The organism is Rhodobacteraceae bacterium Araon29, assembly GCA_039640505.1.
Classification (GTDB): domain Bacteria; phylum Pseudomonadota; class Alphaproteobacteria; order Rhodobacterales; family Rhodobacteraceae; genus CABZJG01.
In genome coordinates this window covers 1,315,045-1,342,035 of sequence record CP046865.1, presented here as the reverse complement: position 1 = coordinate 1,342,035, position 26,991 = coordinate 1,315,045, and the positions used below count along the sequence as shown (strand labels likewise).

Annotated in this window: 26 protein-coding genes and 2 tRNA genes; 12 read left to right on the top strand and 16 right to left on the bottom strand. The window is 48.9% G+C overall.

The features are described from left to right. Window positions 1–8 precede the first annotated feature (8 nt). Together recJ and GN278_06270 are read left to right on the top strand one after the other, a co-directional pair. On the top strand, window positions 9–1,748 hold the full coding sequence (gene recJ, locus GN278_06275) for a single-stranded-DNA-specific exonuclease RecJ (protein ID XAT60460.1): 1,740 nt from the start codon (window positions 9–11) through the stop codon (window positions 1,746–1,748). A 130-nt stretch (window positions 1,749–1,878) separates the two neighbouring features. Further along, window positions 1,879–1,953: transfer RNA gene (locus GN278_06270), tRNA-Glu, on the top strand. Between the two features lie 336 nt (window positions 1,954–2,289). Here the strand turns inward: GN278_06270 and GN278_06265 are convergent. Both GN278_06265 and GN278_06260 read right to left on the bottom strand, forming a co-directional pair. After that, the gene (locus GN278_06265) at window positions 2,290–2,553 is read right to left on the bottom strand and encodes a hypothetical protein (protein ID XAT60459.1); all 264 of its coding nucleotides are present in this window, start codon (window positions 2,551–2,553) and stop codon (window positions 2,290–2,292) included. Between the two features lie 73 nt (window positions 2,554–2,626). Next, window positions 2,627–3,241, bottom strand: coding sequence for a hypothetical protein (locus GN278_06260; protein XAT60458.1), 615 nt, complete (start codon window positions 3,239–3,241; stop codon window positions 2,627–2,629). 215 nt (window positions 3,242–3,456) lie between these two features. Between GN278_06260 and GN278_06255 the strand changes: the two genes are divergently transcribed. Next, the gene (locus GN278_06255) at window positions 3,457–3,774 is read left to right on the top strand and encodes a hypothetical protein (protein XAT60457.1); all 318 of its coding nucleotides are present in this window, start codon (window positions 3,457–3,459) and stop codon (window positions 3,772–3,774) included. Window positions 3,775–3,850: 76 nt separating this feature from the next. Here GN278_06255 and GN278_06250 read toward each other — a convergent pair whose 3' ends face one another. From GN278_06250 to GN278_06230, 5 genes are all read right to left on the bottom strand, one after another. Then, window positions 3,851–4,183, bottom strand: a complete 333-nt coding sequence (locus GN278_06250) for a nuclear transport factor 2 family protein (GenBank protein XAT60456.1) — start codon at window positions 4,181–4,183, stop codon at window positions 3,851–3,853. Between the two features lie 185 nt (window positions 4,184–4,368). Further along, window positions 4,369–4,929 carry a heme-binding protein gene (locus GN278_06245; GenBank protein XAT62567.1) on the bottom strand — a complete coding sequence of 187 codons (561 nt, stop codon included), beginning with the start codon at window positions 4,927–4,929 and terminating at the stop codon, window positions 4,369–4,371. Window positions 4,930–5,022: 93 nt separating this feature from the next. Next, on the bottom strand, window positions 5,023–5,286 hold the full coding sequence (locus tag GN278_06240) for a DUF4389 domain-containing protein (protein ID XAT60455.1): 264 nt from the start codon (window positions 5,284–5,286) through the stop codon (window positions 5,023–5,025). A gap of 118 nt (window positions 5,287–5,404) precedes the next feature. Beyond that, window positions 5,405–5,884, bottom strand: coding sequence for a sel1 repeat family protein (locus GN278_06235; GenBank protein XAT60454.1), 480 nt, complete (start codon window positions 5,882–5,884; stop codon window positions 5,405–5,407). 153 nt (window positions 5,885–6,037) lie between these two features. Beyond that, window positions 6,038–6,784 carry a hypothetical protein gene (locus GN278_06230; protein ID XAT60453.1) on the bottom strand — a complete coding sequence of 249 codons (747 nt, stop codon included), beginning with the start codon at window positions 6,782–6,784 and terminating at the stop codon, window positions 6,038–6,040. 500 nt (window positions 6,785–7,284) lie between these two features. Here GN278_06230 and GN278_06225 point away from each other — a divergent pair, with 500 nt between their 5' ends. Further along, a complete protein-coding gene (locus GN278_06225; GenBank protein XAT60452.1) occupies window positions 7,285–8,445 on the top strand; it encodes an MFS transporter in 1,161 nt (386 codons plus the stop codon). 23 nt (window positions 8,446–8,468) lie between these two features. On the opposite strand, the gene GN278_06220 is transcribed toward GN278_06225, so the two are convergent. Further along, on the bottom strand, window positions 8,469–9,209 hold the full coding sequence (locus GN278_06220) for a DUF2652 domain-containing protein (protein ID XAT60451.1): 741 nt from the start codon (window positions 9,207–9,209) through the stop codon (window positions 8,469–8,471). Between the two features lie 247 nt (window positions 9,210–9,456). Here GN278_06220 and GN278_06215 point away from each other — a divergent pair, with 247 nt between their 5' ends. From GN278_06215 to GN278_06205, 3 genes are all read left to right on the top strand, one after another. Continuing rightward, a complete protein-coding gene (locus GN278_06215) occupies window positions 9,457–10,770 on the top strand; it encodes an aminopeptidase (GenBank protein ID XAT60450.1) in 1,314 nt (437 codons plus the stop codon). A 57-nt stretch (window positions 10,771–10,827) separates the two neighbouring features. Beyond that, window positions 10,828–11,577, top strand: a complete 750-nt coding sequence (locus GN278_06210; GenBank protein XAT62566.1) for a hypothetical protein — start codon at window positions 10,828–10,830, stop codon at window positions 11,575–11,577. 192 nt (window positions 11,578–11,769) lie between these two features. Then, complete coding sequence (locus tag GN278_06205) at window positions 11,770–13,194, top strand: NAD(P)H-hydrate dehydratase (protein ID XAT60449.1); 1,425 nt, start codon at window positions 11,770–11,772, stop codon at window positions 13,192–13,194. A gap of 373 nt (window positions 13,195–13,567) precedes the next feature. Here the strand turns inward: GN278_06205 and GN278_06200 are convergent, their stop codons facing one another. The 4 genes from GN278_06200 to GN278_06185 all read right to left on the bottom strand — a co-directional run bounded on the left by GN278_06200 (window position 13,568) and on the right by GN278_06185 (window position 17,851). Continuing rightward, entirely contained in the window at window positions 13,568–14,104 is a 537-nt protein-coding gene (locus GN278_06200; protein ID XAT60448.1) for a redoxin domain-containing protein, read from the bottom strand. Between the two features lie 101 nt (window positions 14,105–14,205). Then, entirely contained in the window at window positions 14,206–15,183 is a 978-nt protein-coding gene (locus tag GN278_06195; GenBank protein ID XAT60447.1) for a hypothetical protein, read from the bottom strand. A 7-nt stretch (window positions 15,184–15,190) separates the two neighbouring features. Next, complete coding sequence (locus GN278_06190; GenBank protein XAT60446.1) at window positions 15,191–17,383, bottom strand: molybdopterin-dependent oxidoreductase; 2,193 nt, start codon at window positions 17,381–17,383, stop codon at window positions 15,191–15,193. 3 nt (window positions 17,384–17,386) lie between these two features. Continuing rightward, the gene (locus tag GN278_06185) at window positions 17,387–17,851 is read right to left on the bottom strand and encodes a 2Fe-2S iron-sulfur cluster binding domain-containing protein (GenBank protein XAT60445.1); all 465 of its coding nucleotides are present in this window, start codon (window positions 17,849–17,851) and stop codon (window positions 17,387–17,389) included. Window positions 17,852–18,049: 198 nt separating this feature from the next. Between GN278_06185 and GN278_06180 the strand changes: the two genes are divergently transcribed. Both GN278_06180 and GN278_06175 read left to right on the top strand, forming a co-directional pair. After that, window positions 18,050–18,601 carry an NADH ubiquinone oxidoreductase gene (locus tag GN278_06180; GenBank protein XAT60444.1) on the top strand — a complete coding sequence of 184 codons (552 nt, stop codon included), beginning with the start codon at window positions 18,050–18,052 and terminating at the stop codon, window positions 18,599–18,601. 148 nt (window positions 18,602–18,749) lie between these two features. After that, window positions 18,750–19,781, top strand: a complete 1,032-nt coding sequence (locus GN278_06175; GenBank protein XAT60443.1) for a histone deacetylase family protein — start codon at window positions 18,750–18,752, stop codon at window positions 19,779–19,781. Between the two features lie 36 nt (window positions 19,782–19,817). On the opposite strand, the gene arsJ is transcribed toward GN278_06175, so the two are convergent. The 4 genes from arsJ to GN278_06155 form a co-directional block, all read right to left on the bottom strand. Next, a complete protein-coding gene (arsJ, locus tag GN278_06170; protein ID XAT60442.1) occupies window positions 19,818–21,065 on the bottom strand; it encodes an organoarsenical effux MFS transporter ArsJ in 1,248 nt (415 codons plus the stop codon). After that, window positions 21,062–22,060 carry an ArsJ-associated glyceraldehyde-3-phosphate dehydrogenase gene (locus GN278_06165; protein XAT60441.1) on the bottom strand — a complete coding sequence of 333 codons (999 nt, stop codon included), beginning with the start codon at window positions 22,058–22,060 and terminating at the stop codon, window positions 21,062–21,064. The genes arsJ and GN278_06165 overlap by 4 nt, the downstream gene beginning before the upstream one ends. A 28-nt stretch (window positions 22,061–22,088) precedes the next feature. Further along, window positions 22,089–22,895, bottom strand: coding sequence for a helix-turn-helix domain-containing protein (locus GN278_06160; GenBank protein XAT60440.1), 807 nt, complete (start codon window positions 22,893–22,895; stop codon window positions 22,089–22,091). Between the two features lie 75 nt (window positions 22,896–22,970). Beyond that, window positions 22,971–23,555 carry a pyridoxamine 5'-phosphate oxidase gene (locus GN278_06155; GenBank protein ID XAT60439.1) on the bottom strand — a complete coding sequence of 195 codons (585 nt, stop codon included), beginning with the start codon at window positions 23,553–23,555 and terminating at the stop codon, window positions 22,971–22,973. Window positions 23,556–23,793: 238 nt separating this feature from the next. Between GN278_06155 and GN278_06150 the strand changes: the two genes are divergently transcribed. The 3 genes from GN278_06150 (at window position 23,794) to GN278_06140 (ending at window position 26,869) form a co-directional block, all read left to right on the top strand. Then, window positions 23,794–23,867: transfer RNA gene (locus tag GN278_06150), tRNA-Cys, on the top strand. Window positions 23,868–23,962: 95 nt separating this feature from the next. Further along, on the top strand, window positions 23,963–24,487 hold the full coding sequence (locus GN278_06145) for a cytochrome b/b6 domain-containing protein (protein XAT60438.1): 525 nt from the start codon (window positions 23,963–23,965) through the stop codon (window positions 24,485–24,487). A 333-nt stretch (window positions 24,488–24,820) separates the two neighbouring features. Further along, window positions 24,821–26,869, top strand: a complete 2,049-nt coding sequence (locus GN278_06140; protein XAT62565.1) for an FAD-dependent oxidoreductase — start codon at window positions 24,821–24,823, stop codon at window positions 26,867–26,869. Window positions 26,870–26,991: the final 122 nt, after the last annotated feature.

Genomic DNA, 26,991 nt, shown 5'->3' with positions numbered 1-26,991 from the left:
GAGGGATATTGGACTTTCTAGGTGTATCTACATCCCTAACCGGGCGCAGGTGGGTGGGCCCCTCAGCGGCGCTTTTGCGCAGCACCGAAGCGATGACCCAGAGCACCGCTTTGCCGCAGGCGCTTTGTGCAACGCTGTCCCGTCTTGGCGTGCCGAGCGATGAAGCCGAGGCCTATTTAACCCCGCAATTGCGCCACTTGATGCCGGACCCACAAAGCCTTCGGGATATGAGCAAAGCCAGTGCGCGGCTTATCGCGGCGGTCAGCAGTGGGGAAAAAATTGCTATATTTGCGGATTACGATGTTGACGGGGCAACTTCGGCGGCGCTGCTTTGCCTTTGGCTTCGCCATTTTGGCTGTACCCCGACACTGTATGTTCCAGACCGGATTGATGAAGGCTATGGCCCGAACACGGCCGCCATGCAAAAACTGGCGTCCGCCCACAGCCTCATCATCTGCGTAGATTGTGGCACCCTCAGCCACGCACCTATAGAGGCGGCGAAACCGGCAGATGTGATTGTGCTTGATCACCATCTGGGGGCCGAAACTCTGCCCGACTGTTTGGCAGTTGTTAATCCTAACCGCCAAGATGAAACCGCCGACCTTGGGCATCTTTGCGCAGCCGCAGTAGTATTTTTATGCCTTGTCGAGTGCCGCCGGCAATTGCGCAGTGCAGGCAAAGATGGTCCCGAATTGATGTCCATGCTGGATTTGGTGGCATTGGCCACTGTGGCCGATGTTGCCCCGCTGATCGGCGTTAATCGGGCCTTTGTGCACCAAGGGCTTAAGGTAATGGCGCAGCGGGCCCGCCCGGGTTTGGTGGCGCTTGCAGATTGTGCACGGATTGACAGCACCCCGAGCAGTTATCACCTTGGCTATGTGTTTGGACCGCGGATCAATGCCGGTGGGCGGATCGGTCAGGCCGATCTTGGTGTGCGGTTGCTCACCGCATCCCACCTAAGTGAAGCGCAGCCGCTGGCCGACCGCCTTGATCAATTAAATGTCGAGCGCCGCGCCATAGAAAACCAAGTTCAAAGCGTTGCCCTTGAGCAAGCCGCCGAACGCGGCTTTGATCAGCCCTTGGTTTGGGCTGCAGGTGACGGCTGGCATCCCGGTGTTGTTGGCATTGTTGCCGCGCGGCTCAAAGAAGCCAGCAACCGGCCAGCCATTGTGATCGGTTTTGATGGAGATATCGGGAAAGGCTCGGGCCGTTCAGTCAGTGGGATCGACCTTGGCGTTCAAATCCAAAGGCTGGCGGCCGACGGCCTTTTGCAAAAAGGCGGTGGCCATAAAATGGCAGCCGGTTTGTCCTTGTCGCGTGATCAACTTGAACCCGCGATGGCACGCCTTGCACAGTTGCTTAAGGCGCAGGGCAGCGACGCGCTTGGCCCTGCGGATTTACATCTTGATTCTATGCTGATGCCCACTGCGGCCAATGTCGAGTTGATCGAGCAACTGGACCGCGCAGGCCCCTTTGGCGCAGGCGCTGCCGGCCCAAGGTTTGCCTTTGCCGATATGGCAATCAAATTTGCCAAACGCGTGGGGGAAAACCATCTCAAAATTAGCTTTGGCAGCGAAACCGGTACCCCAATCGATGCTATTTCTTTTGGCGCATTTGACGGCCCGCTCGGACCGGCATTGCAAAATCATGGCGGGGCGCGGTTTCACCTTGCTGGACGGCTTGAAATTAACACATGGCGTGGCCGGCAATCAGTTCAACTTCGCCTAGAAGATGCTGCTACAGCTTGATACATTAGATAAAGATTTGCGGCTTGGACGCGCCACGTTCTCTTGATGACAAAAAATCGCACTTTGAGGCAGATTTTCCACTTGCAAGCTCGACTGGCTTTGCCTAGAAGACGGCTCACTACCAAGCTGTGGCCCGTTCGTCTATCGGTTAGGACGCCAGGTTTTCAACCTGGAAAGAGGGGTTCGATTCCCCTACGGGCTGCCACTTTATATTCTTTCATTAAAACATGTACTTATGACGCTTTTGATGTGCGTACTCCAGCTTTGTTTAAAGTTAGATTTCGATGAATTTTGCAGACTTCACTTTATGCCAATTACCGCAATAATGGCCCTGTTTAGGGAATCATTAATCAAAACCACTCCTCAGCGTTTTACTATGCGGATTAAATCCGCATGCCTTATATGCGGAGTATTTGGCCAAAAACGCCTAGAGTTTTCTTATACAAGTCCTATTGTTGCGACCCTTGGCCAGCTTTTACTATCATTGAAAAGATACAAATCAGAAGTTTCAAATTGGGAATAACTAGAAAATACGACTGATTTAGTCACTGTGCTCACAAAAAGCGGTGTAAATGGTTGTATAATTTGCAGCCAAGTCCACTGTCCAACTTAACTTTAGCGCCACCTTTTCATTTTCTGGCTGTTTGCCCAACTCATCCCAATGCTTTGCACTAAGATCCAAAAGGAAATCAATGGTTCCAGAGATTTTTTCACAAACATCATGAGGATAAGCTTTTTGCATGGGACTTTCAGCGACGGCTTGCGAAGCAGATACTATCGCTAAGGCAATTAAAATAATACGCATTTGGTCCTCTTAATTTTTATATCTGTTGGATTTAATTATATTCTATCAGGATAGTTTGCTTTGGTCACGCTTGTTAATTTTTATTCAAAAGTACGCGCATGACCATCAAAACAATTCCAGTGAAAATCAAAATATATGTAAGACCGGAACAGCCCCATTTGATCACAGAGAAAACCGAGGCCAGTTGAGCGTTTGACATAGAAATCATGCCATCTGCCAAGTACTGTTTTGAGAGCAAGGCTAGTTGATAGTTTTCAAGCCAGTCGAAAATTACCTGAAGGAATGGCACCAAGTTTAAACGACCTGCCTTTTGGGATAGGGGTTTGAACAATACCGATACCCACACTATGTACATCAGCCCATAAATCAGTCCAAACAGTACATCCCAAACTTGGTTAAAGGTGATATACGCAGTGATCATTTCATCGCTGCGAATGGCTAAAAATGCGATCACATCCAATTGATCAAAGCCAAACGACGTGCCAAGCGATCTAATATTGCTATCGGCCACTTCAAAGCCTGCACCTTTGCCCATCATCACGAACAAGAGGTAACCGACAAAAATTGCAGTAAGCGAAACGCCAGTTACAAGATTAGATTTTTGGTAAAAAAACTGTGATACACCTTTCAGATTCAAGACCCTAAACGGAGCTATTTTATCTTCGCTGTCATCCTTGCGGCCAAACATCTTGGGTGTGCTCCATCCTTGGTCCAATAAAGGACTATCGCTTCTGCTGCCTCTTATGCTCCACGAAAAAACGCGCAACAAAATCGATACAGTACTCTACTCATAAACCACTGCCTGTGGTCGGCTATTATATTTATACTTTGTATTTATAGTCTTCTTTGAATAACATTTGCACAAGCGTTTTTTGAAATTCGAAAAATCTGAGGGGACATAAAATGAAAATGACTGAATTTTTAGATCAATCCACTGATTGGGGTGATCTATCTATGGTCAATGACATGTTCCATGAAGATTACATGTATCTTCGGGAAACAGAAATGCTGACCAGAGACGAATTTATAAAGCATATGCAGGAAGATTTTGCTGGTGGAAAATTTAAGTCTTCAGACAGAAAAATCCTTTATGAGGACGACAAGGTCGTTTCTTGGGAACATTGCGTTACAGCACCCGATTATAAGCGGAAAGTCACCCTGACCTGTTTAAAAAAAGATGGTAAATTATGGCGTCAAATTATGTTGCATGAAGATTTGTAAGTGAGCGCAGAAGAAAATCAAACAATGTCAGAGTGTTGGAATAAACCGAAAAGCTTTCGCTATATTGCACATGGATTTATTCTTTTGCAGAAAGAGGCGTCGCGCCGGTTTCCTGTTTAAAGATCAGACCATCTTTTTTCAAATAGACCGCCATCACTGCATCACGGCTGCCGTTTGCATAGGTGGCAATAGAATGGGCAATCATAATGTCATCATTTTCATAAATACACCTGCGGCTTTCAATATCAGAGGCAGACATGAGCGCCGCCAACCGGTCCCAATCCGTATTTTGTAAATTGGTCACCTTTCCCGTTGAATGCCAGATAAACTCATACTCTTCATGAAAACAGCTTAGAAAGGTTTCAACGTCCAAACTGTCCCAAGCGTTAAACATCTTTTCATACAGCATTCAATTCTCCAGATATTGGTGTAGTTGGCGCATAATCTACTGCTCAGGTAATTACTATTCATTGATATATTAAACAAACCCTTGGTTTTAAGTTATTAAATTGGTTTATTTTGAATTATGCGGCAAACCTTTAGCAAACTCGCCGGCCGGTATTTGATACATTTCACAGGTCTGCCTCACGGCGGCTATTCCCACTTCACACGAAACATTGCTTCGTTCCTGCGCAAAAAAAACGGGGTAAAAGGTCCATTATAGGTGGCGCGAATAGCCACCCCTTGGATGGTTACACTATCTTGATCCAACGCCTCTTTGAGTGCCGCCGTATGCTTGCGGTGGTTTTCATTATTAGAACGACCCGAATACTTAAGAACCGCATAATATCCGCCTTTTACCGTGACCAGCGTAACATTATCAGCCCGTGGCGTTGGGGCTGTTTGCGCCGAGTAAGACTTGGGGAGGAAAAAATGCATCACCAAACCGCTGCCATCATCGGATTGGATGACGGGGGTTGTCATTGCGATTTTCGAAGCGCTTTGGTTCGAACCCGAGATATACCTAAACAAGCGCCCGAAAGCTCTATCTTCGCCTGAACTTTGATGGGTTTGAACAGCAAGCCTATCTTCGTACAGCCTGATCTCATAGAAATCAGTACGTTTTACAAGCAGGTATTCAGGTTCTTCATAAGCCATAGCCTCTCCCATAAAACAGAACACAAGCGGGATACTGATCAAGAGCAGTTTAAGCAGATAGTTAATCTTTTCCAGTCGCATACCAAGTGTCCCTGCGTTTGCCTTTAATATATTTTAAAAACACTCTTATCTTATGCACATGCTCAACGCTCATTCCATGGCAGACCACGGAAATGGTTTTGTATCACTTGTGCCCAACAAAAACTCTGTTGCGCCACCAAACCATATCTTCAAGCTCGCACCCAAATTGGCAATGAGTTTATTTTTATCTTGTGTAAAAAGCATCCAGAAAAATTGAATAATGGCTAAGAACGTCAATACGGTGATGCCTAAGTTGAAAATTATGCCGATCACTGCCATTTGAAGGCCTCTGATCAGAATACTTTTCCGTTGAGAGCTAGCTAATTCTTTCATTGTTTCCCTTTGTTTAGAAGCGGGCGTGGCAACCAATTGCAGAGTTCAATATTATACGCCGAAGGCAATGACACGCATTAATCACATTTGCTGTGGTGACTAAGCTAAATATGATTTTCTATGGTTCATACCCACAGTCTTGGTAAGCACTATCCAAACATTTCACAGCTATAGTTTGGGCTTGTGAGATATCTTCGTCACTCATCTTTTGGGCAATTACGTCTCTATTTTTAAAGCCATCCTTATGGCCATTAACGCCTGCCAAATCGAACCACAGATAGGCCAAGATAAAATCTTGGGCGACACCATAGCCATAATCATACATCACACCAAGATTAAATTGGGCCGCATTAAGCCCCTGCGCAGCGCTTAAACCGTACCATTTGACAGCTTTTTTATAATCACCGATATCATAGTCATACATGATACCAAGATTGAATTGCGCAAAGGCATTACCCTCTTCTGCCAAAGGCTCCCATTCTTCTAAAGCGGTCGATAAATCCCCCGATTTATATGCCGCCATACCGGTATTGAAATCCTGTGCCAACAGAGGAACAGCAAAGGCCCACAGAATAATTGCAACGAAATAACAACGCATTAGAAAACCCCTTACTCAAAAACAAGGCCATTCAAAGCTAGATAATTATCTGTCACAACTCAACAGAATTTATCACCACTTGAGTGATCCAATGATCTCGCTATGAACCTAACTCGCCCCGATTTTACCGAGGCAGGAATAGATTTTGTACTGTCAAAAGCTGTAAGATAATCCCACAACAGTACTCACCGTGCTTTCTTGGCTTACAATCGGGCTGTTGGTGATTTCTTTAGGAAGCAAATTTGCTGATATATTAACAAATGCGCTAATATTATCAGTCACAGTCATGAATGAATTCACTGATAAATACGTCACAGCAACAGCGCCGGGCGCATATTCAGCGCGGCCAGCGACCACTTCAGAGGCATATACACCATAATCATATTGGGACCGTTTGCTATCATACCATTTGCTACCCAGTGAAAAGATAGTTGGTATCCCACCCAAAGGAATGAATTGACTGAACGATACATCCACCAAATGGCCATTGAACTTATTGCTGAGGTCGGTGGAAGCCTTTAGGCGTAATGTTGACCCTCTGGCAATTTCAAACGACCCGGCAACCACACCATCAACGCTCATATCGCGATCCATTGCGCTTAGCGTGGACGAATCTGAGCTTTTGTAGGGTTGAAAATTAGGGGCCAAATTAACCCTAATTTGATTTTCACCCGCGGCGAAAACCCGATACGAAATACCGTCCTGAACGCTTAGCTTTAGATCACCGCTTTCAAATGACAAAGATGGCATGACACGCGACGATGACGCTACACCCTGATAAGGTGAAGCGCTACTTATATAGGCCATTCCCACTGACAACTGGGCGCTGTCTTGAGCAATACTCGTGGTGGCGATAGAGGCTATAGCGACCGCAAAACCGGCGATTTGGTGTTTAAACATTGATTTTTTCCTATGTTAATACCCTACAACATAACACTTGCGATGATTATTCAAGACGGCAAACTCTATAATCTTCAATTTTCAACAAATCAAAAAATGGTTTGAACTCCTTGCTCAGTAAATAAAAATTGGATCAAAACACTGACAAAGATTTAAAGTGTATGGCATCAAAACATTATATGGCTGTGAAAAAAATTCTACTGGGGTAAATGACAAAGGCTGTTAGTGGCGCAAAATGCTGTCAGACCTTCCCTTGCAGGATGTACGGAACCTACTCAGACATAAAGTTTATCCAGCCCAAAAGCATTGTCCTTACATCAAAGTGATTAATAATTATGCAAATGCGTAAATATATTTCCCATCCTAATTAAATTAACACTTTGACTCCTATCATTTCATAAATATCCAATATTAATTAATATTTAGATTAGGAAATATCTGCATCTTCGGGTGTTAATATTAACACCCACAAATATAGTTTTTCTAGCAAGGGATTGAAAATGTCTATTAATGAATTGTCCCGAAATCTAATTCTCACCAGAGTTTCAATTTGGTTGGCAATGACATTAATCGCTGTGTGGTTTGTTTTTATTCCCTGGAAAATCCATCAAATTTCAATATCCGAATCTGACTTTGGCTTTGTATTAATGTCGTTTGGCATTGGCTCTTTGGCATCAATCCAAATCTCTAATCGTTTTTTGCTTACCCGTTTTTCACCCGAATTTTTGATTAAGGCTGGTCTTTTGTCTTTCCCTGTAATTTTCTTTATTTGGGCAACGTCGCAGAGCTATATGGCTCTTTTGGTTTTAGCCCTTCCCATAAGCATTAGTTTTGGAGTGCTCAATTCAAGCGTTGTTTCGGCCACTGCAAGCTATGAAAAGAAATTGGGCCGCAAGCTCATGCCATTTCACATGGCGTGTTTCTCGATCGGCGGTTTGACAGGTACGATTTTGGGCGGATTACTCCTTAGCAATTTTGAAAAAGAGGAATATGCGCTGCTCTGTGCATCCATACTTGTGCTTTTACTTGCGCTCGCTTTAGCCAAGCTTAAAACCGTTCACCATATCCCACCCAAGCAATCAAAAACGGCGAAACCTACATCAAGGACAGCGATCTTTTTGGGTATTCTTGCGGCCCTAAATTTTGGCACTGTCGGTATTATTATGGATTGGTCGGCCCTGTGGTTAACGCGGGATTTAGGCGTGGCCTTGGCATTGGGCGGCATCATTATCTTTGCTTTCAATTCCGGTGAGATCATCTCGCGGATTTTCGGCGAACGTTTGCTTGGCCGCTATGGTGAACGCACCGTTGGCGTGACTTTTACGCTCGTTGGGTGCGTCTTGCTTCTATTTTGTTTACAGGCAGGTAATGTTTCAGTGATTGTCTGCGGGTTTTTTATTTTTGGATTACTTACGTCAAATTTCTTCCCTGTTTTATTGGGTCTTGGTGTCACAAACGACGATGCTGAAACCCAAAAAAATGTTGGCGATATTAACTTAATTGCCTTTACCGGATTTGTTTTTGGACCAACCATCGTTGGCTTTCTGGCAGAAACATATTCCATTAACTTAATCATGCACTTATTAGCAATTCTATGGGCTTTGCTGGCAGCCTTGGTTTATTTCCTGATTAAACCAGCAGCGATTGAACAAGCTGGCTAACAGAACCGCTGCGGCTTATCCGATTAGGCCCCCCGAGACTTCCCACGAAGCCCACGTTTAATCAGCATCCGCGAAAAATAACCGGCCTGAACGAACCAGTTGAAAGTCCGCGAGCGGCTTTCGACTTTTTCATTACGAGGCTCGGGCGTGCTGAACTCAAGATAGTTCAATTTCACTGTACCAAAGTTTTCAAGCTTTTGACTAACCTTGGCAAACAGACTTTGGTTTTCCGGGTTCAAACCTGCGTAGAATTCGGGCGTAACCAGCCAGTACTCATCACTTTTTAGATCATTTTTAAGCAGGCGGTGAACCAAAACAACATCTTCTCCAGCCAGTTCTTCAAATCGGCGGATTTTTTGAACCGTGAATTCACCTTTATGGGCAACAATTTTTAACCTTAAGTTTTTCGACTGGCGGCAAGGATCACAGCCGCAAGCCTGCACAAAAACAAGCTCGGTTAATTTGGCCTTAAAGGCTTCATTGGCCGCGTCCATCAATTCTATAATTTCATCTGACTGATTTTTATCGTCTGTGACGTCACAAAAGAAAAATGCCGCGTCGCCTTCTAGCTTATTAAGCTGCATTTTTGGCTCAATTGCGTCGATAACTGTTTCAAGCAAATCAGAAATTATAACTTCTGCGTGCGACTCGAACATATCGGCCATTTTATCGCCCACTATCGGCCGTTTTCGCATATTATGAAGCTGAATAAACTCGGTATAGCCGCTGATATCGGCAATTAACAAAAAACCAGACTGAGACATTATGCCTTCTCCTACGTATTAACCTACCAACACTTCACGACGTAAATTGAAGATACCATAAGAAGGCTGGGCACGAAAACCTGTAACGTTGCGGCCCTTTGGGTAGCGTATGGCACGTGCTGGCAAATTAAGCGTATTACGACCTATGGCCTTCCAGTAAAGCAAATGATTACAGAATTTAGTTGTGCCACCGCAATTTCACTCGTAATACGAAATGCGCAAATCTGCCTCATTAGAGATATCGACCATGACTGCAACGCTCCCATTTGATGAAACCAAACTTGATAAACTGGCACAGCTGTCGGTTCAAACAGGGCTTGCCCTCGAGCAGGGTCAGGATCTTTTGATCACTGCGCCGGCCGAGGCTTTGCCACTGGTGCGCCGGATTGCTGTGCATGCCTATCAGGCAGGCGCAGGTGTGGTCACCCCGCTGTTGTCTGATCCCGAGATCACTCTAGCGCGGTACGCACACGGCTCTGCCAGTAGTTTTGATACAGCCGCAAACTGGCTTTATAATGGCATGGCCGAAGCCTTTGATAACAATACCGCACGTCTGGCAATCGTCGGGGACGACCCGATGCTTCTATCAGGTCAGGACCCCAGCAGTGTGAGCCGTGTTAACAAAGCCATGTCAAAGGCACATTTACCGGCTTTGGAACGCATTACCCAGTTCAACGTCAATTGGAACATTGTATCTTGGCCTGGCGCTGTTTGGGCGAAACGTGTGTTTCCAGAGCTGTCTACCGAGGCCGCACAAGCCCAACTTGCTGACGCAATTTTTTCCGCCTCGCGGGTGGTAGGACCCGATCCGGTCCGTGAATGGCGTGCGCATAATGATATGCTGCGCAACCGCACAAACTGGCTGAATGACCACCGGTTTGCCGCCTTGCATTTCACCGGCCCGGGCACTGATTTACGTGTGGGGCTGGCCGAACAACACGCTTGGATGGGCGGCGCTTCAACCGCAAAAAATGGTATCACTTGCAATCCGAACATCCCCACCGAAGAGGTGTTTACCACGCCCCATGCCGCAAAGGTCGAGGGCTATGTACGCTCAACCAAACCCCTGTCTCATCAAGGCAATCTTATCGAAAATATCGAAGTGCGTTTTGAAAAGGGAAATATTGTCGACGCCAAAGCCAGCAAAGGTGAAGACGTGCTTATATCGCTTTTGGACAGTGATCCGGGGGCACGCCGCTTGGGCGAGGTCGCGCTCGTGCCGCATAGCTCGCCAATTTCGCAATCCGGTTTGCTATTCTACAACACTTTGTTTGATGAAAACGCTGCCTGCCATATCGCTTTGGGGCAATGTTATTCAAAATGTTTCACCGACGGCGACACCGCGAGCAAAGAGGACATCACCGCGCGCGGCGGCAACAGCTCGATGATCCACGTGGATTGGATGATCGGTTCGCAAGATATCAATATTGACGGCATTAGCGAAGATGGCAGCAAGGTGGCTGTGCTGCGTGATGGCGAATGGGCCTTTTCTATTGCCGGCAGCGAGGGGCCTGATAATCACCCTGCAAAGCATCATTCAAGCCAAAATCCCGCAGACTAGTAAGTGTTTTAAGGGCTACTCCAGCCCGCTTTATCGCAAAGGTTGCAGGTTATGATATTGGCTAGTGACATCGAACAGCTTGCAGTGCGACAAGTACAAGATTATCGGGCACGCACTCCTGGGACCTGTTTTGCTGATGCGGGTTTTGGCTTGGATGTCAGCGAAGCATACGCAGTGCAAGATGCAATGACCAAGCTTCGTGTCGCAGAAGGCGAGCACGTTGCTGGCTATAAAGTCGGCTGTACTGGCCCGGGCACAACAGCACAATTCGGGATGGCGGGCCCGATCCGTGGCACGTTGTTCACAGACGAAATTCGGGATGATGGAACTGTGCTGGCACCCGAAGCATTCTGCAATCTGGCCATTGAGGGCGAAATGGCGCTTCAAATCGGGCATCATGGTAAGATTGCCGCCGTTTTTCCAGTTATCGAATTGCACAATTTTGTTTTCCGAGCACCGGAAAAGAATCTGTCAGAGTTGATCGCAAATAACGGTTTGAATGCCGGCGTGATGGTGCCAGCAAAGTCTTGGCAGGCTTCGAACACCTATATGGAGCAGCCCGCAACCCTATCCGTAAGGATCAATGGCGAAGTTTTTGACACTGACACGCTGTGGCCGATGCCGGGCGGCCCAGAGGGGTCACTGGATTGGCTAGAAGATCATCTGGCAGCGCACGATCTAAAACTGTCAAATGGCGATCTGGTGCTTACTGGGACGACGCTAGGGCTTTATCCGGTACATCCGGGCGATGCTATTACGGTGTATTTGGATCACCAACCAGCGCTTCGGTGTAGTATTGCCCAATAACCCCACAATGGCGCAATGCGCACCAAACGGCAGGGACCAGCGGTTAAATAATTCACGCTAATAGCAGCGCAAAAAAAAAGAGCCTGAGCACCTTGCTGCTTGGCAAAGCTATACGAGGCTGTGGAACAACATTTTTTTCTGGTCGAGACTGGTTTTGCCCCATAAGCTCTAGGGGACTGTTTTATAAAGGTCATGCAGGTGGAACTTTACGATGCACATTCTTCGCGGCAACTAGACCGGATATATTGTCAAACCAAAGCACCCGCCAGCTTGCTGATGATGCGGGCGGCAAGCGCTGTTTTCGACAAACTACAGGGCTTTGATGCAGGCGGTAAAATCTGGTGCCTTGCAGGTGCGGGCAATAATGGCGGCGATGCCTATGGGGTGGCTATACTGGCACTGCTAAAGCAGCGGGCAGTCAGCTTGCTATCTTGCGGCGCAGCGCTTGATCCGCTGCATCCCGTGAGCGTTTTTGCAAAAGAGCTTGGCCTAGACACCCAAGCAGATTTGCCGGACTTAAAGCAGATTTCGCCCGGCGATATTATTGTTGATGGGCTTCTTGGCATAGGCTTTAACCGGCCACCCGAAGGGGATATCAAAACGGCCATTAAATGGGTCAATCAGGCCCGTCAAAAAGGCGCGCATGTGATTGCGATTGATGTGCCTTCAGGGCTCGATGCAAGCTCTGGCTTGGCGCCCGGGGCGGCAGTTACTGCGGACATCACAATGATGTGCCTAACCCGAAAACAAGGCTGCTATACCGGATCAGGGCCAGATTACTGCGGCGAGCTTTGTTTTGACAATCTTGGATGCGAAGCTCCTGAAACCCATGTGGACCCAACCTCATATTTAATTGAAAAAAGCGCCCTTCCATCCCTAAAACGTGCACCAAGCGGGCACAAAGGCACCCATGGCAATGTGCTGGTGCTCGGCGGTTGGAGCGGCATGGAGGGCGCCGGTGCACTGGCGGGGTTGGCAGCCCTTAAAACCGGCGCAGGGAAAGTCTATGTGTGCGGTCCGGATTTTGCCCAAAGACCGCTGGAGCTGATTGGTGTGGAAAAATCGCTTGACCCCTTTTGCCAAACCGCGCGCAACATGGATGCGATTGTGGCTGGCCCCGGGCTTGGCGCAGAGGCAGACGCCTTTCTAAGCGTCGTATGGGAGTTAGATATCCCTCTTGTACTAGATGCCGACGGTCTGCATTGGCTGGCCCGCACCCGCCCCAAGCAGCGCGGCGCGCCGTGGATTGCCACCCCGCATCCCGGCGAAGCCCGGGCTTTGCTCGGCACTTTGCCAGAGAACAGATTTGCAGCTCTTCAAGAACTTCAAGACAGATATGGCGGCCAGTGGGTTCTAAAAGGCGCAGGAACCCTTACCGGCCCAGATCCAATTTATGTCAACCCCTTTGCCAACAGCGCTTTGGGCACTGCAGGATCGGGCGATGTGCTAGCCGGCATTTTAGGCGCGCTCTTGGCACAGGGGTGTGCCACACCTGAACGCACCGCGGTCTGGCTGCACAGCAAAGCCGCCAGTTTATTGATTGAGGAAGGTCACGCGCGCATCACTGCTGGTGATTTAATCGGCCAGCTTGGCCGTGCAGTTGACGCTTTATCCTAAAGAAGCGCCAATATACATCTTTGATGGCTACTTTTGCCCAAAGTATGAAACATAGATACGCTGCGAAAATTTCGCTTAAAAGGTAAGGTATTTATTCTTAAACGGGCCCTTATTGAACCTTTCAATGATTATGGGACCTGCCGTAAATACAATAACAAAGGTTCTAGCTATTTCTATACCAAATTCGCTCAACTCATAGCCAACCAAAGTTATAGCAATCACAAACAGAAGCGATAAGATACAACTAGCTATAAAAACACGCGCCAACATACAACCTGAATAAAGATATTTATCAGGAAAATCAACCCTGGGAAGTTAAAATTCGGCATAAAATGCCTCAATAAAAAGATAAGTATTCTGAGTTTGTCGTTACTTATTTTTCGTAAACCACATCCCCGCGCGCTGGATAGTTTTTCTCAAGTATAAAGCGCACTGCGCCAAGCATATCTGCAAAAGACGGACGGGCAAAAGGCATCGACTGAGAAGAGACATAAAACAGGCTATTGTCCGGACGGATCAAAAACATTCCCGGTTCGGCATATAGCGCAAGCTCTTCCACCCCGATGGATGTTTTTCCGCGGCCTTTCGAAATATGCAGTCCCCAGTTCCGCGCTTGGGCAATGCTAAAATCATAGCCATACCGCAATTTGGACGAGCCAACTTTCTCCGCCATTTGCTCGGCCCGATCGCGCGGGTCGGATGAGACCGCAATGCACTCAACGCCCAGCGCTTCAAATTCAGAAATCTTCTGTGTCAAATCCTTAAGGTAGGTGGCACAAATCGGGCAATGCAGGCCGCGAAAAAACACCACCATAGTGAAATTCTGCGGCTTTTGGTGAGCCAGAGTAAAGTCTCCATGGGCCAGAGTTGGCACCGCCAAAGAGGGTGCCTGTTGGGTTGGGATAAGCATTGTATCTGTCCTTTTCGGTCCTTTGGGCGGATCCTAGAAATCCTAGGGCTTGTTAAGAAGCATTTTGCGTGCATCCCGAATATTCGGAAAGAACGATAATTTTATCCTCTGCGCGCTTCGCGCAAGCGCTGTACCGCAATCAAGATACCGCCAATTAAAAACACAAGGATATAGTCAATCATCGGTATTCTCAGCACCTCGTTTGCCTTATCCCAGCCGCGCTCTGAATAGACCACGATGGCAGCAGCTACGGAAGCAGCCGTAAACATCCAAATCCACCGCTTGGCCAGACCTAATCCATGGATTTGGGTCATCACCAGCAGGAACAGAAAGCCAAAGCCAAACATCGGCCAAAAGTCCTGACCTGCCACAAGGGCAACCACCACACCATGCACCAGAACCAAAACCTCTAGGAATACTGTCCAATAGCGGTTGGTATGCACGGTGGTGAAGATAAATCCCGCCTGAATGAATAAAAAGAAGGTGTAGAGAAAGCCAAACAAATGCCCAAGCGTGGTTTCCATTGGGTGGTACCAATAAGTAAAGGTGATCGCCCAAGCAAAGTAGTAGCCGTGATAGCGGATCAAAATCGGGCGTATGCGGGAAAACCATGACTTGCCCGCACCCCAAAATAGCCCGCGCCTCGGGGCTTCCATCAAAAGCACAATGACCAAGAGGAAAATCACCGACATCTGCGATGAGATCACCGGCAAATCCTGTCCCAAGCCATCGTAGAAAACCGCGGTTTGGGCATAGTGAAGCACCACGAAAAAGGCGGTTCCAGCGAGCGCAATCACGTTGATCCCATGCAGTTTATTGCGTTTACGCAGCTTATCACGATTTTTCTGGGCCCATGCGATCACCCCCCAGATAAAGAGCTGGTGCAGCACATAGGCGCCCCACATACTTGCGCGGGACCAAAAGTCGGGATCGGTGCGTTTCCAATAATACCAGTTAAATCCCTGATCTTCGGCAAACACCATATCGCCAATAAAAATATTTAGAGACCACAGACTGCAAGTTGCCAGCACCGCAAGAGCCATACTGTAAAACCAAACACGCTTTAACGTAACTTCCATAACCGCCCTATAAATTGAACTGCGTATAAAGTGGCAATTTGCGCGCGCGCTGTCCAGTCAAAGCGAAAAGCGCATTGGTCAGCGCCGGTGCGGCAGGAGGTGTCGAGGCCTCACCCACCCCCCCAATATAGGGATTATTTTCAAGTATTTTGACCTCAAAGTCCGGGCAATTGGCCATCCTAATGGCGTCGTAGTCGGGAAAATTTGTCTGCTCTACCTCACCGTCATAAAAAGTTATCTCACCGTATAGAGCCGCAGATAATCCATAGAGCGAGCCTCCTACCATTTGGGCTTCGATATTTCCCGGGTCCAGTGCTGTTCCCACGTCACAAGCAATCCAAATGTTCGATAGCTCTATCATCCCGTCTGTATTAACCACCTCACAGACTGTGGCCACAGGCGTACCAAAAGAATAGCTGAACGCAACACCTTTGGCAGAATTTCCGCCGTTTGCTGCACCCCAGCTTGACATCTCGGCGACTGTTTCAAGCAGTTTGGCGCTTGGCGCGTGCTGTTTTGCTAGCATATCAAGCCGGAAGGTAAGTGGATCGCGTGAAGCAGCAATTGCCATTTCATCAATAAAGCTTTCCAGAAAAAAACAATTAAACGAGTGCTCTACCGCACGCCAGTATCCGGTTGGCACCGCCAGGTTCACCGCATGGCCTGCCATGCGATAATTGGGGATATCATAGGGCTGATCCTGCACACCGGGAAGGTGTTTGCCCGGGCCAACAACCTCGCTTGAGACCGCTGCGATGTTTCCATCTATCGTAAGGGCGGTTCCATTCTCTATCACGCCTTTGAAACGGGCAGTGGCCGCAGTGCGGTAATAATCCCTGCGCATGTCTTCTTCGCGGCTCCAAACAAGCCGGATGGGTGTGCCGGGCAGAGCTGCTGCAATTTTAGCCACTTGCACCGTAAAGTCCGTATTGCCGCGACGCCCGAAACTGCCCCCAATGTAGGGCGTGTTTAAAGTGACCTTTTCGGGCTCAATACCAACCGCTTCTGCACAGGCCTTTTGCGCTGATAGAGGAGCTTGATTTCCGGCCCATACCGATAGTTCACCGTTTTCGAAAAGCGCCGTAGCTGTCATTGGTTCCATGCTTGCATGTGCCAGCCAAGGCACAGAGTACTCGGCATCAATTTTTGTACCTTTGTGCGGTTCATCAAAATCACCGGATTTTAACTCTATCGCCTCCGGCTGCTTAGACAAAGCGGCGACAAACGCCTTTTGCATCGTATCGCTTGTCTGGGGATAAGGCGCAGCTTCCCATATGACATTGACGGCTTCTGCAGCCTGCATCGCAAGCCATGTGTTAGTGGCAACAACCGCAAAGCCGTCGCCCAGATCTATAACCTTTTCAACCCCGGGCATTTCCTTTGCCACTCGCGCATCAAAAGATTTCATTCCAGAATGTTTGGGGTTCATTTTAACGGTGGCAAACCGCAAACCTTGAAGCGCGATGTCAGAGCCATATTTCGCCGCACCGGTGACCTTTTCGGCCATGTCGATGCGCGGCATGGTTTTGCCAAGATAGCGCCATGTGCTTGGATCCCGCAGCGTCACCCTTGGAGGATCAATCTCTGCCGCTGCAAGCGCCAGTGCACTGTAGCTCAGCTTGCTGCCATCTGGGGCAAGTACATGGCCCGCATCGGTTGATAGCTGATCTACTGGGATACCCAATTGCTGCGCCGCTGCCAGTTTAAGCGTTTCCCGCGCCGACGCCCCAGCAATACGCATGCGATCAAATCCATCTTTTGCAGATGTCGAACCGCCAGTAAGCTGCAATCCAATAAGCTTTGCGGTGTCGCCCACAATTTCTTGTATGGATTTCTTGAAATCCGTCATTTCGTAATCTTGGAACGGCAGCGCCATGCCCATCAAAGCCGAATTATAATAGGCTTTGGCCGGCGGGCCGTGCAGCACTTTTATATCCTGCCAGTCCAAATCTAGCTCTTCGGCGATAAGCGCGGCCCATGTAGTGTGTACACCCTGCCCCATTTCCGCTTTTGGAGCAATGAGCGTCACCCCGTTTTGATCAATAATGACAAACGGATTTAGCGCCGCACTTCCATAGCTTTGCGTCAGAGGGTTTTGCGGTGTTTCGCGCAGCTTGTAAGCGCCAAAGGCAACCCCGCCAACAACAGCGGCAGATCCAACAAGAAAACTGCGGCGTGCAATTGTTTTGATGCGTCCCATTGGCTACCCCTGCTGCAATCGTTTTTCAGCCGCATCATGTATCGCGCGGCGAATTCTTGGATAGGTCCCGCAGCGGCAGAGATTGCCATTCATGGCAGCGTCTATTTCCGCATCACTTGGGTTTGGGTTGTCGGCCAACAAACTGGCTGCTTGCATCAACTGCCCCGATTGGCAATAACCGCATTGCGCCACCTGGTGGTCAATCCAGCTTTGTTGCAAAATCGCCATGTCGGTAGTCGCTAGCCCTTCAATTGTGGTAATCTCGCCATCTACGTCGCCCAGTGTCACCTGACATGATCTCATCGCTGTGCCATCTATATGCACCGTACAAGCGCCGCAGGCGGCAACACCGCAACCGTATTTCGTTCCAGTTAGACCGAAAGCATCTCGCAATACCCACAAAAGAGGCACATCATCAGGAAGGTCGGCTTCATGGGTTTCCCCGTTAATCCGCAAAGCTTTGCTCATGCTGCCTCCTGTGGTCGCGCCATATCAAGATATGCCCCAGTGTGGAAACTTGGCAACCAAAAAATTAAGGCTGCCTCACAATCCAGCGGTGGCGGCTTATCGGTTTAACCAGCCTCCAAAATAGACCTATTTTTCCGTAAAGAACCCTTCTCAAAGGTACTTTGCGCCCTACATTTGGAAAAAAGGAGGCTGTCAGACATGTTGGTTAAGCGCATTTGGCTCATCATCGGTTTTATGCTTTTCGCCCATCAAGGGGGGGCTCAATCCATGCTGATTGATGACTTTTCACCAAATTCAAATGGCCAGTGGAGCTACTTTGCCGATACGGTCATGGGCGGTGTATCTAATGGCAGCGCCCGTATTGTGCAAACCGATATTGGACCCGCCGCATATCTTTACGGTCGGGTTTCAACCGCCAATAACGGCGGATTTATCCAAATTCGCACGAGCTTTATCGGTAAAACCGCGCAAAATGCGAAAGGGCTGCGGTTGCGCGTTAAAGGCAATGGGGAAACATACTATATCCATTTGAGAACATCAGGTAGTTATCTTCCATGGCAATATTACTCAGCAGAATTCCCTACAACATCCGAGTGGACCGAGGTGTGGTTGCCATTTGACAGCTTTGTCTCATCAGGTCGTGGCATGCGCAAATCCTTGCGGCCACGGTCTATTTCTAGCTTGGGCGTGGTCGCCTACGGCAAAGATCATCGGGCCGACCTTTGGGTAGAAGAAATCAGTTTGTACTGACGCAGACCTCTGTGCACATCGCCTCAATTCAATATAATTGTAAAAATGGTCTGTAAAACATTAACGGTCCAATTTGATATCCTTGGTTTTGCGGTGACAATAACAGACGCTTTGCCTATTCTTGCCCCAAACAGGACTAGGATCAACGATGAAAGCCTTTTTTGACAAGCGCCAGTGGGACCATAACCCGAAGCATTTCATGGCCAATGGTGCGATCTCACCCAACCCGGAACAGCCGCAGCGCATTGAAATTTTGCGAAAAGGCGCGGTGGCGGCTGGATGTAACTTTTTAAGCCCAGATGATGCCGGACTGGGCCCGATTGCCGCGATACACTCGCCGCAATACTTGCGGTTTTTACAAACTATCTATCAACGTTGGGGCCATATTAAAGGCGGCGGCGCCGAAGTGATCCCAAATGTTCACCCGATGAACCGCACAGACAGCTATCCGAAATCCGCGGTGGGTCAAGCGGGGTTTCATCAAGCGGATACTGCCTGCCCGATTGCCGAAGGCACTTGGAATGCGGCCTATTGGTCGGCGCAATCGGCAATAGCCGGGGCTGATACACTGGCCGCCGGAAACCGCGCCGCCTATGTTTTGTCACGTCCCCCCGGACATCACGCCTTTGCCGATCTTGCGGGTGGATTTTGTTTCTTAAACAATTCCGCAATTGCAGCCGATCGCCTGCGCAATCACGGTTTTCGGCCCGTCATTTTGGATATTGATGTGCACCATGGAAACGGCACGCAAGGTATTTTTTATCCAAGACATGACGTCTTCACAGTATCTCTGCATGCTAATCCAGAGCGGTTTTATCCTTTTTTCTGGGGTCATTCTCAGGAAAAAGGCACAGATCAGGGCGTCGGTTATAACCTGAATATACCGTTGGAGCGCGGCACGGCAGATGATGCCTATTTGCAGCATCTTGATCTTGCCCTAAAACATATAGATGACTTTGGAACGGATGTAATTGTGGTGGCATTGGGACTAGATGCTTTTGTCGATGACCCCTTTAAAGGTCTGGCCATTACCACCAAAGGATTTGCTCGTATTGCCGAAGCGATCAAGGCGTTAAACCGGCCAACCCTACTGGTACAAGAGGGTGGCTACATCTGTGATGCGCTGGCGGATAACCTGACCAGTTTTTTGGATGTGTTTGCCACTTCACCTACAGAGTAATGACTGAATATGCGTGGCTAAATGCTCTAAAAAAGTTCAAACTGAGCGCAGCTTGTGAGCGCCCAGCGCGCTTATAAGCAACATGGCACTGGCCACAGCCAAGCACAGCCAAACGCCGCCCAATTGATAACTCAGCCCCGAAAGAACAGTTCCCAAAAGTCGTCCGGCCGCATTGGACATATAGTAAAAGCCTACATCCATTGTCACGCGTTCACGTTCTGTAAACGCAAGAATTAGATAAGAATGCAGCGCTGAATTAACGGCAAACACCGCGCCGAATAACAGCAGGCCAATCACGAGGACGCTTGTGGTGACGGATGTGGGCGACACCGTGAGATATAGCACCAGTGCAAGAACTGCTGGCACCACGGCCAACCCCAAAACCCACGTCGCGCTGTCTTTGATCAGGGCGCCCTGCCCGCGCTGCCTCGCGCGCAAAAGCCTTGGGGCATTGGCCTGTACCAATCCGTAAAGAATGATCCAAAGCGCCATAAATATCCCGATTGTGAAAAAAGCGCTTTGGTTACCGGCTTTGGTGCCATCAGACCAAACAGCATAGAAATAGATCGGGATACCGACCACAAACCATACATCGCGTGCGCCGAACAGAAAGACCCGCGCAAAGGACAGCCAATTGATTTGGGGGTTTTTGGAAAATACCTCGGAAAACTTTGCGCTTTTACGGCCCTGTGACAATCCCGCCGGCATCCACAATAGCAGCGAGAAGAGGATCGCAGCCAATATCAGCGCCATGCTCAGAACCACTGGAACAAACCCAAACAGCCCCAAAAAGCTTGCGCCGAGCAAAAATCCCAGACCTTTTACCGCATTTTTGGAACCGGTCAGGATCGCAACCCAGCGAAACAGCGCCCCTTCTGCGGTGGGCGCAAGCAGCTTAACAGCTGATTTTGAGCTCATCTTGGCCAGATCTTTGGCGACACCTGACAGCCCCTGAACCAGCATCACAAAAACGACTGATACCCCAACTGACCATGCCGGATCCAATTGCGTCAATGCAATCAGCGCCACAATCTGCAGGCCAAGGCCGGCAAAGAGCGTTGCTTTAAGACCAAACCGGGCAGCAATCCAACCGGCATATAAATTGGTCACAATCCCGGCGACTTCATAAAGGACAAACAAATAGGCCAGTTGCACCGGGGAAAACCCCAAGGTGTGAAAATGCAGCAACACCAGCATCCGCAGCGCCCCATCGGTGAGCATAAAGGCCCAATAGGCGGCCGTGACCGCACTATAGGCATTCAGGGCCTGCCGACGATCTATCATAGGCGGTTGCCAACCATCAAAGCTACATCGATCAAACGCTGCGCATAGCCCCATTCATTGTCGTACCAAGCGTATACTTTCACCTGCGTTCCATTCACCACCATAGTTGAGAGCGCATCAATAATGCTCGATCTTGGATCATTGGTGTAATCGGTTGAAACAAGTGGCCGCTCTTCATAGCCCAATATGCCCCTTAACTCCCCCTCGGCGGCAGCCTTAAACAGCCTGTTTACCTCAGCAACATCAGTTGGCCTTTGCACTTCAAAAACACAGTCAGTTAAAGAGGCATTCAAAAGCGGCACACGCACCGCATGACCGTTGAGCTTTCCGGCCAGTTCGGGATAGATTAATGTAATGGCAGTCGCCGATCCCGTGGTTGTGGGGATCAAAGAGTTCAAAGCCGAGCGCGCGCGGCGCAAGTCTTTGGCGGGCCGGTCCACAATCGTCTGGGTGTTGGTTACATCGTGGATTGTAGTAATTGATCCATGCGAAATGCCTAAATTTTCATGAATGACTTTGACCACCGGCGCCAAACAATTGGTGGTGCAAGAGGCTGCAGTGATAATTTGATGAACGTCTGGGTCATAAGCTTGCGTGTTGACGCCATAGACAATGTTTGCAGTGGGCCCGTCTTTTACCGGCGCTGAAACCACCACTTTTTTCACCCCTGCCGCAAAATAAGGGGCCAAAGCGGCTTCGGTTTTGAAAGCGCCGGTGCAATCAATCACCACATCAACACCTTCCAGCGGTAAGTCTTCAAGTGCCGCGCAGCAATGTATCGGAAGCCGTATCCCGTTTATGGTGATTGCGTTTGGATCATGAGAAAATTCGCCGGACCAGCGACCATGCACACTGTCAAATTCTATCAAATGGGCATGCATCTGCGGGTCGCCGACCACATCGTTTAAAAAGGCAATTTCCGCACCGGCTTCGAGCAATGGCTGCAACGCTAATTTTCCAATTCGGCCTAAACCGTTCACTGCATAAGTTGTCATTTTATTTTACCTATTTTCTTGAGGCCAGTCACAATCGCGCGATAGTATCCACAGCCTTTTGCTGTGAGCCGCGGTCAAGGGTTTCAAACGGCAGGGCTACAAATTCTTGAACACGTTGATAAATTTTCTCAAACACCACTTCATACGCCGCTCTTACCTCTGCATCTGAGCCGCGCACCCCTGCGGGATCAGGCAGTCCCCAATGGCTTGATAGGGGCGCGCCCTGCCACACAGAGCAATCTTCATTGGCCGCTTGGTCACAAAGTGTGAAAACAAAATCCATCTTCGGGGCATCCTTGGCAAGAAACTTAGCCGTTGATTTGCTCTGCAGGGGCCCTGTGTCATACCTTTTGGCCAAAAGCACCGCCATTGCGTTTTTGTTTGGTTCTAACGCTGGGTGGGTGCCTGCAGAAAATACAGCAAAGCTGTCGCCTGCAAGATGGTGCAAAATAGCCTCTGCAAAAAGCGATCGTGCCGAGTTTGCCGTGCACAGAAACAAAACATTTTGCCGCGCATGAGGCTGTGGCTCTAGGTTAGGTGCACACAGCTCTGTGCGCCCTTTGCAACAATCATCGACTAGAAAAGCAAGTGCGCCCTGCATGGTTTCGATGCGCGCTTGATACAGCAATGACGTGCCTCGGCGCTCTTGCGCCAAAAGCCCCGCCCGCAGCAGGGCCCCTAGATAAACCGAAAGCGTGCTTGGTTTAACATCCAAAGCCAAAGCAATCTCACCCGCTGCGAGCGCATCGGGATAGCGCCGCACCAGCAAGCGAAAAACCTCAATCCTTTGAGGATGACCAAGCGTCTGAAAAAACTCTGCAGGTTTTATTTCCATATTTCATGAAATAATAAAGTATAAAACTGAATGCAAGTAGAGAATGATGGTGAATTGACCAATTCTATTTTTATTTTAAGGAGATAGCCACGCGCCCTTCCACCCGTCTGATGCTTTAAAAACAGCCCGAAAATGAGGCCCATCAAGACAGAGGTAGTCAATTGTGCGCACCGAGCAGTCTGCAACAACAAAATTTTCTTGCGAAGATGTAGTTTCATAAGCAAAAGGGCCCGGAATCACCCGGCCAGTTGACGGCGTTTTGCCATAAGCAATCTGGCTTGGACCAGGAACTTTTTTCCATTGCTCGGATGCATAATCATCTTGGCGCAAGGCTACCTGTACATCCAACCGCAGCTGTACATGGTCCGTTGGGTCCCAGACATGAATCTGTGCCCTGGGCATGTGGTGTAAACTTGTCACTTTTTGCGAGTCCACATCAGTGTGAAATTCAAGCCGGCTTTGCGCCGGATCAGCGCTGCGCAAAACCACGCTGCGGGCTTCTGGCTGGCCGCTTGGGTCGACCGAGGCCAACACCACCAACCGCGCTGTGCTTTGTCCTTTAACGCCAGCCACAAGATAGGACCAAGCGCGGTTATAAAGCTCTGTTAGATTCGGCGGGTTCATCCAGTATTTATCCCACAACACAGGACCACATATCATTATTAAATGGATAGGCAGTCGTTAATTTATCAGACCTCATATCAGTCTGCTCATCCCTTATCTAATAGACATAGACCCGTTACAACATCTGGCCACTGCAGCGCCACTTTGGCCAAACCTTATGGATACTGCGGGGCCATTAAAAACTGGTCGCAAAACGCGCTACCTGCTCTTGCGCTTGCTTAGGCGTTAAAGTATGGATGCGGCTCGAAGCAAAATCCACTTAGTTTTGTTCTCAGGCGAGTTGGCGGAGTGGTGACGCAGCGGATTGCAAATCCGTGTACACCGGTTCGATTCCGGTACTCGCCTCCAATCCTTGAAAACCTGACCTCAGCTTGCTATTGCCTCGGCTCAATTTTTGAGTAATTTACATTTGCATAAAAAAGAGTGAGAGGATTTAACCAAAGATGGACGACATCAAGGAAGAAACTTCAGTTACCAGCTACAGCTCTTTCGCAAAACTATTGCATTGGGGTTTTGTTATTTTATTCGTCTATGGGGTCATCAAACAAGTAGACTCCATCACTCAATTAGAAGACAACGCTTTGTTGAGATTTGAAGTCCTGTTCGCAGGAGCGTTTTTACTTTTACTGGCAGTACGGTTCGCCTATGTGAAAAAAACACAAAAGTCCTCCTTGCCCAAAGAAACACCCCGAATCCAAAAATTAGCCGCAAAATTGGTGCATTACGGCATGTATGCCTGCCTAGCAGGAATTGCAGGATCAGGTTTGCTGATCGGCTTCTTGTACGGGCAAGGTTTCCAAAGCGGACTTTTGATCGAAATGGTAATCGGGGTGCATGAGTTTTCAGTCTCTTTAATCTATTGGCTCATCGGGGTGCATATCCTTGCTGCCGTTTATCACCGTTTTTTGAAAGATGGTGTTTGGAACTCGATGGTTCCAGTTTTCAAAGAGCAAAACAAAGAAAGCTAGGCTGAGAAAATTCGCAAAACACCTTTATTCTGATGAAGTGACATCGGTTACAGCGCACGGATAGAATCGTTCATCTTTGGATGTGAACCGTTTAAAATACCTGCACGATGGCTTGGCACTGATATGCGGCTGAACCACTATTAAATTTTTGTGCCGCGTGTCGCCAAAAGGATTAGTTTGAATTCAGCCAGCAGCCGACATCATGATGATAGCAATACCTGCGACGACTATTCTAGTTGACCTGAGGGATGATATTTTGCCTAGTTGGTAAAATTTTTCGTCTCAGGAGTGATCGGCGTGGCTGATAGTACCTATTCAATTCTGTTTGAACCTATGAAAATCGGGCCCGTGACCGCGCGTAACCGGTTTTTCCAAGTGCCGCATTGCAACGGGATGGGGCATCTAAGGCCGCAAGCCGATGCAGCAACCCGCGCGATCAAGGCCGAGGGCGGATGGGCAGTGGTGTGCAATCAGGAAACTGAAATTCATCCCAGTTCCGACCTTACGCCCTTTCCCGAAGGCAGGCTATGGGATGAACGTGATATCCCTGCCCTGCAGTTGATGACCGAAGCGGTGCATAAACATGGCGCTTTGGCCGCGATTGAGTTGGCGCATAACGGCAATCATGCTGGTAATCTGTCCACCCGCTCAACTAGCTTTGCACCGACCGATATGGCGATTGACCTCTTGGTGCCTAAACAGGCCCGTGCGATGGATAAATCCGATATTCGCAATCTTCGCCAATGGCACCGCGCCGCGGCGCTGCGGGCCAAGGACGCCGGATTCGACATCATCTATGTCTATGCCGGGCATCACATGGCCTTGGCTCAACATTTCTTGTTACCTCAAATCAACGACAGAATGGATGAATATGGCGGTTCGCTTGAAAACCGCGCGCGTTTAATCCGAGAGTTGATTGAAGACACCAAAGAGGCGGTTGGGGACAGCTGCGCTGTGGCGTTTCGTTTTGCAGTAGATGAAATGCAAGGGATCGACGGCATGCAGGCTGCCGAAGAAGGGCGCGCCGTTGTTGAAATGCTGGCGGAACTGCCTGATTTATGGGACGTCAATGTATCGGACTGGTCAAACGATTCTGCGACCAGCCGGTTCGCACCAAACGAAGGATACCAAACGCCGTACATTGATTTTGTGCGCCAAGTAACCTCTAAGCCCGTGGTTGCAGTGGGCCGATTTACCTCACCCGATTTAATGGCCTCTATGGTCAAAAATGGGATCCTTGATTTTATCGGCGCTGCACGCCCCTCGATTGCAGATCCGTTTTTGCCAGAAAAAGTCCGAACCGGACGCATTGATGAAATTCGCGAATGTATCGGCTGCAATATTTGCGTAGCAAGTGATAATATGGCAATGCCAATTCGGTGCACGCAAAACCCCACCATGGGCGAAGAATGGCGCCGTGGATGGCATCCGGAAAAAATAGCGCCCAAGGGCGAAGAGCATGAAGCATTGGTTGTGGGGGCCGGTCCGGCGGGGCTAGAGTGCGCTATGCAACTGGCCAAACGTGGGTATGAAGTCACTCTAGCCGAGGCATCAGACGAGCCCGGTGGACGCGTGCGAATGGAATCGCAACTATTGGGTTTGGGTGCTTGGAAACGCGTTGTCGATCATCGTCTTTATGATTTAAACCAGCGCGCAAATGTTCAGCTGTTCCTGCAAAGTCCTCTGACTATACCCGATGTTTTAGAATTGGAAATTGGCAACGTCTTTATCGCAACCGGGTCAGAATGGAGACGCGATGGCGTTGGCCGCAGCGCGCGGCAACCTATCCCAATATCTAACGAAATGAGGATACTGACGCCAGATGATATCATGGCTGGTAAAAAGCCTGACAAAGGACCGGTGCTCGTCTATGATGATGATCAAATATATATTGCAGGTGTTATTGCAGATCACCTCAGCGAAGCTGGTCATGATGTGGTGTTTGCAACTCCGGCCACAATGGTATCGCCCTGGACAGAGCATACATTGGAGCAGGCGAGGATACAAAAATCATTGATAGAGCGCGGTATTGCGTTGCGGCTCGGCCAAAAGCTTACCCAAGTGTGCGGAGACAGCGCTGAGTTAAGTTGCATATATACTGGTCAAACGCAGCGCCAAGCCTGCGATACAGTTGTTATGGTCACCGAGCGCCATCGGCAAAGCAGTCTTTACGACGCCTTACGAATTCATCAACTTGCACACCCTGATAGCTTACAAAATTTGTCTCTGATCGGAGATGCCGCAGCCCCCGGGTTAATCGCCGATGCTGTCTACAGCGGTCACCTAGCAGCTCGGAATTTTGAAAAAGACCCCAAGCTAATCGACCAAGACCTTTATCGCCGCGAAATTATTTTACTGCAAGGTCATCGCAAAAATTGGTGAAAATCGAGCGTAAAAATAGTTTTAAAGTAGAGCGTTGGATAGATGATTCTAATGTCATTAGCCGTGCTTTTTCGAGATTATAAAATTGCGAGGCCGCGGCGCGCAGGGGTTCAGCTCAAAAT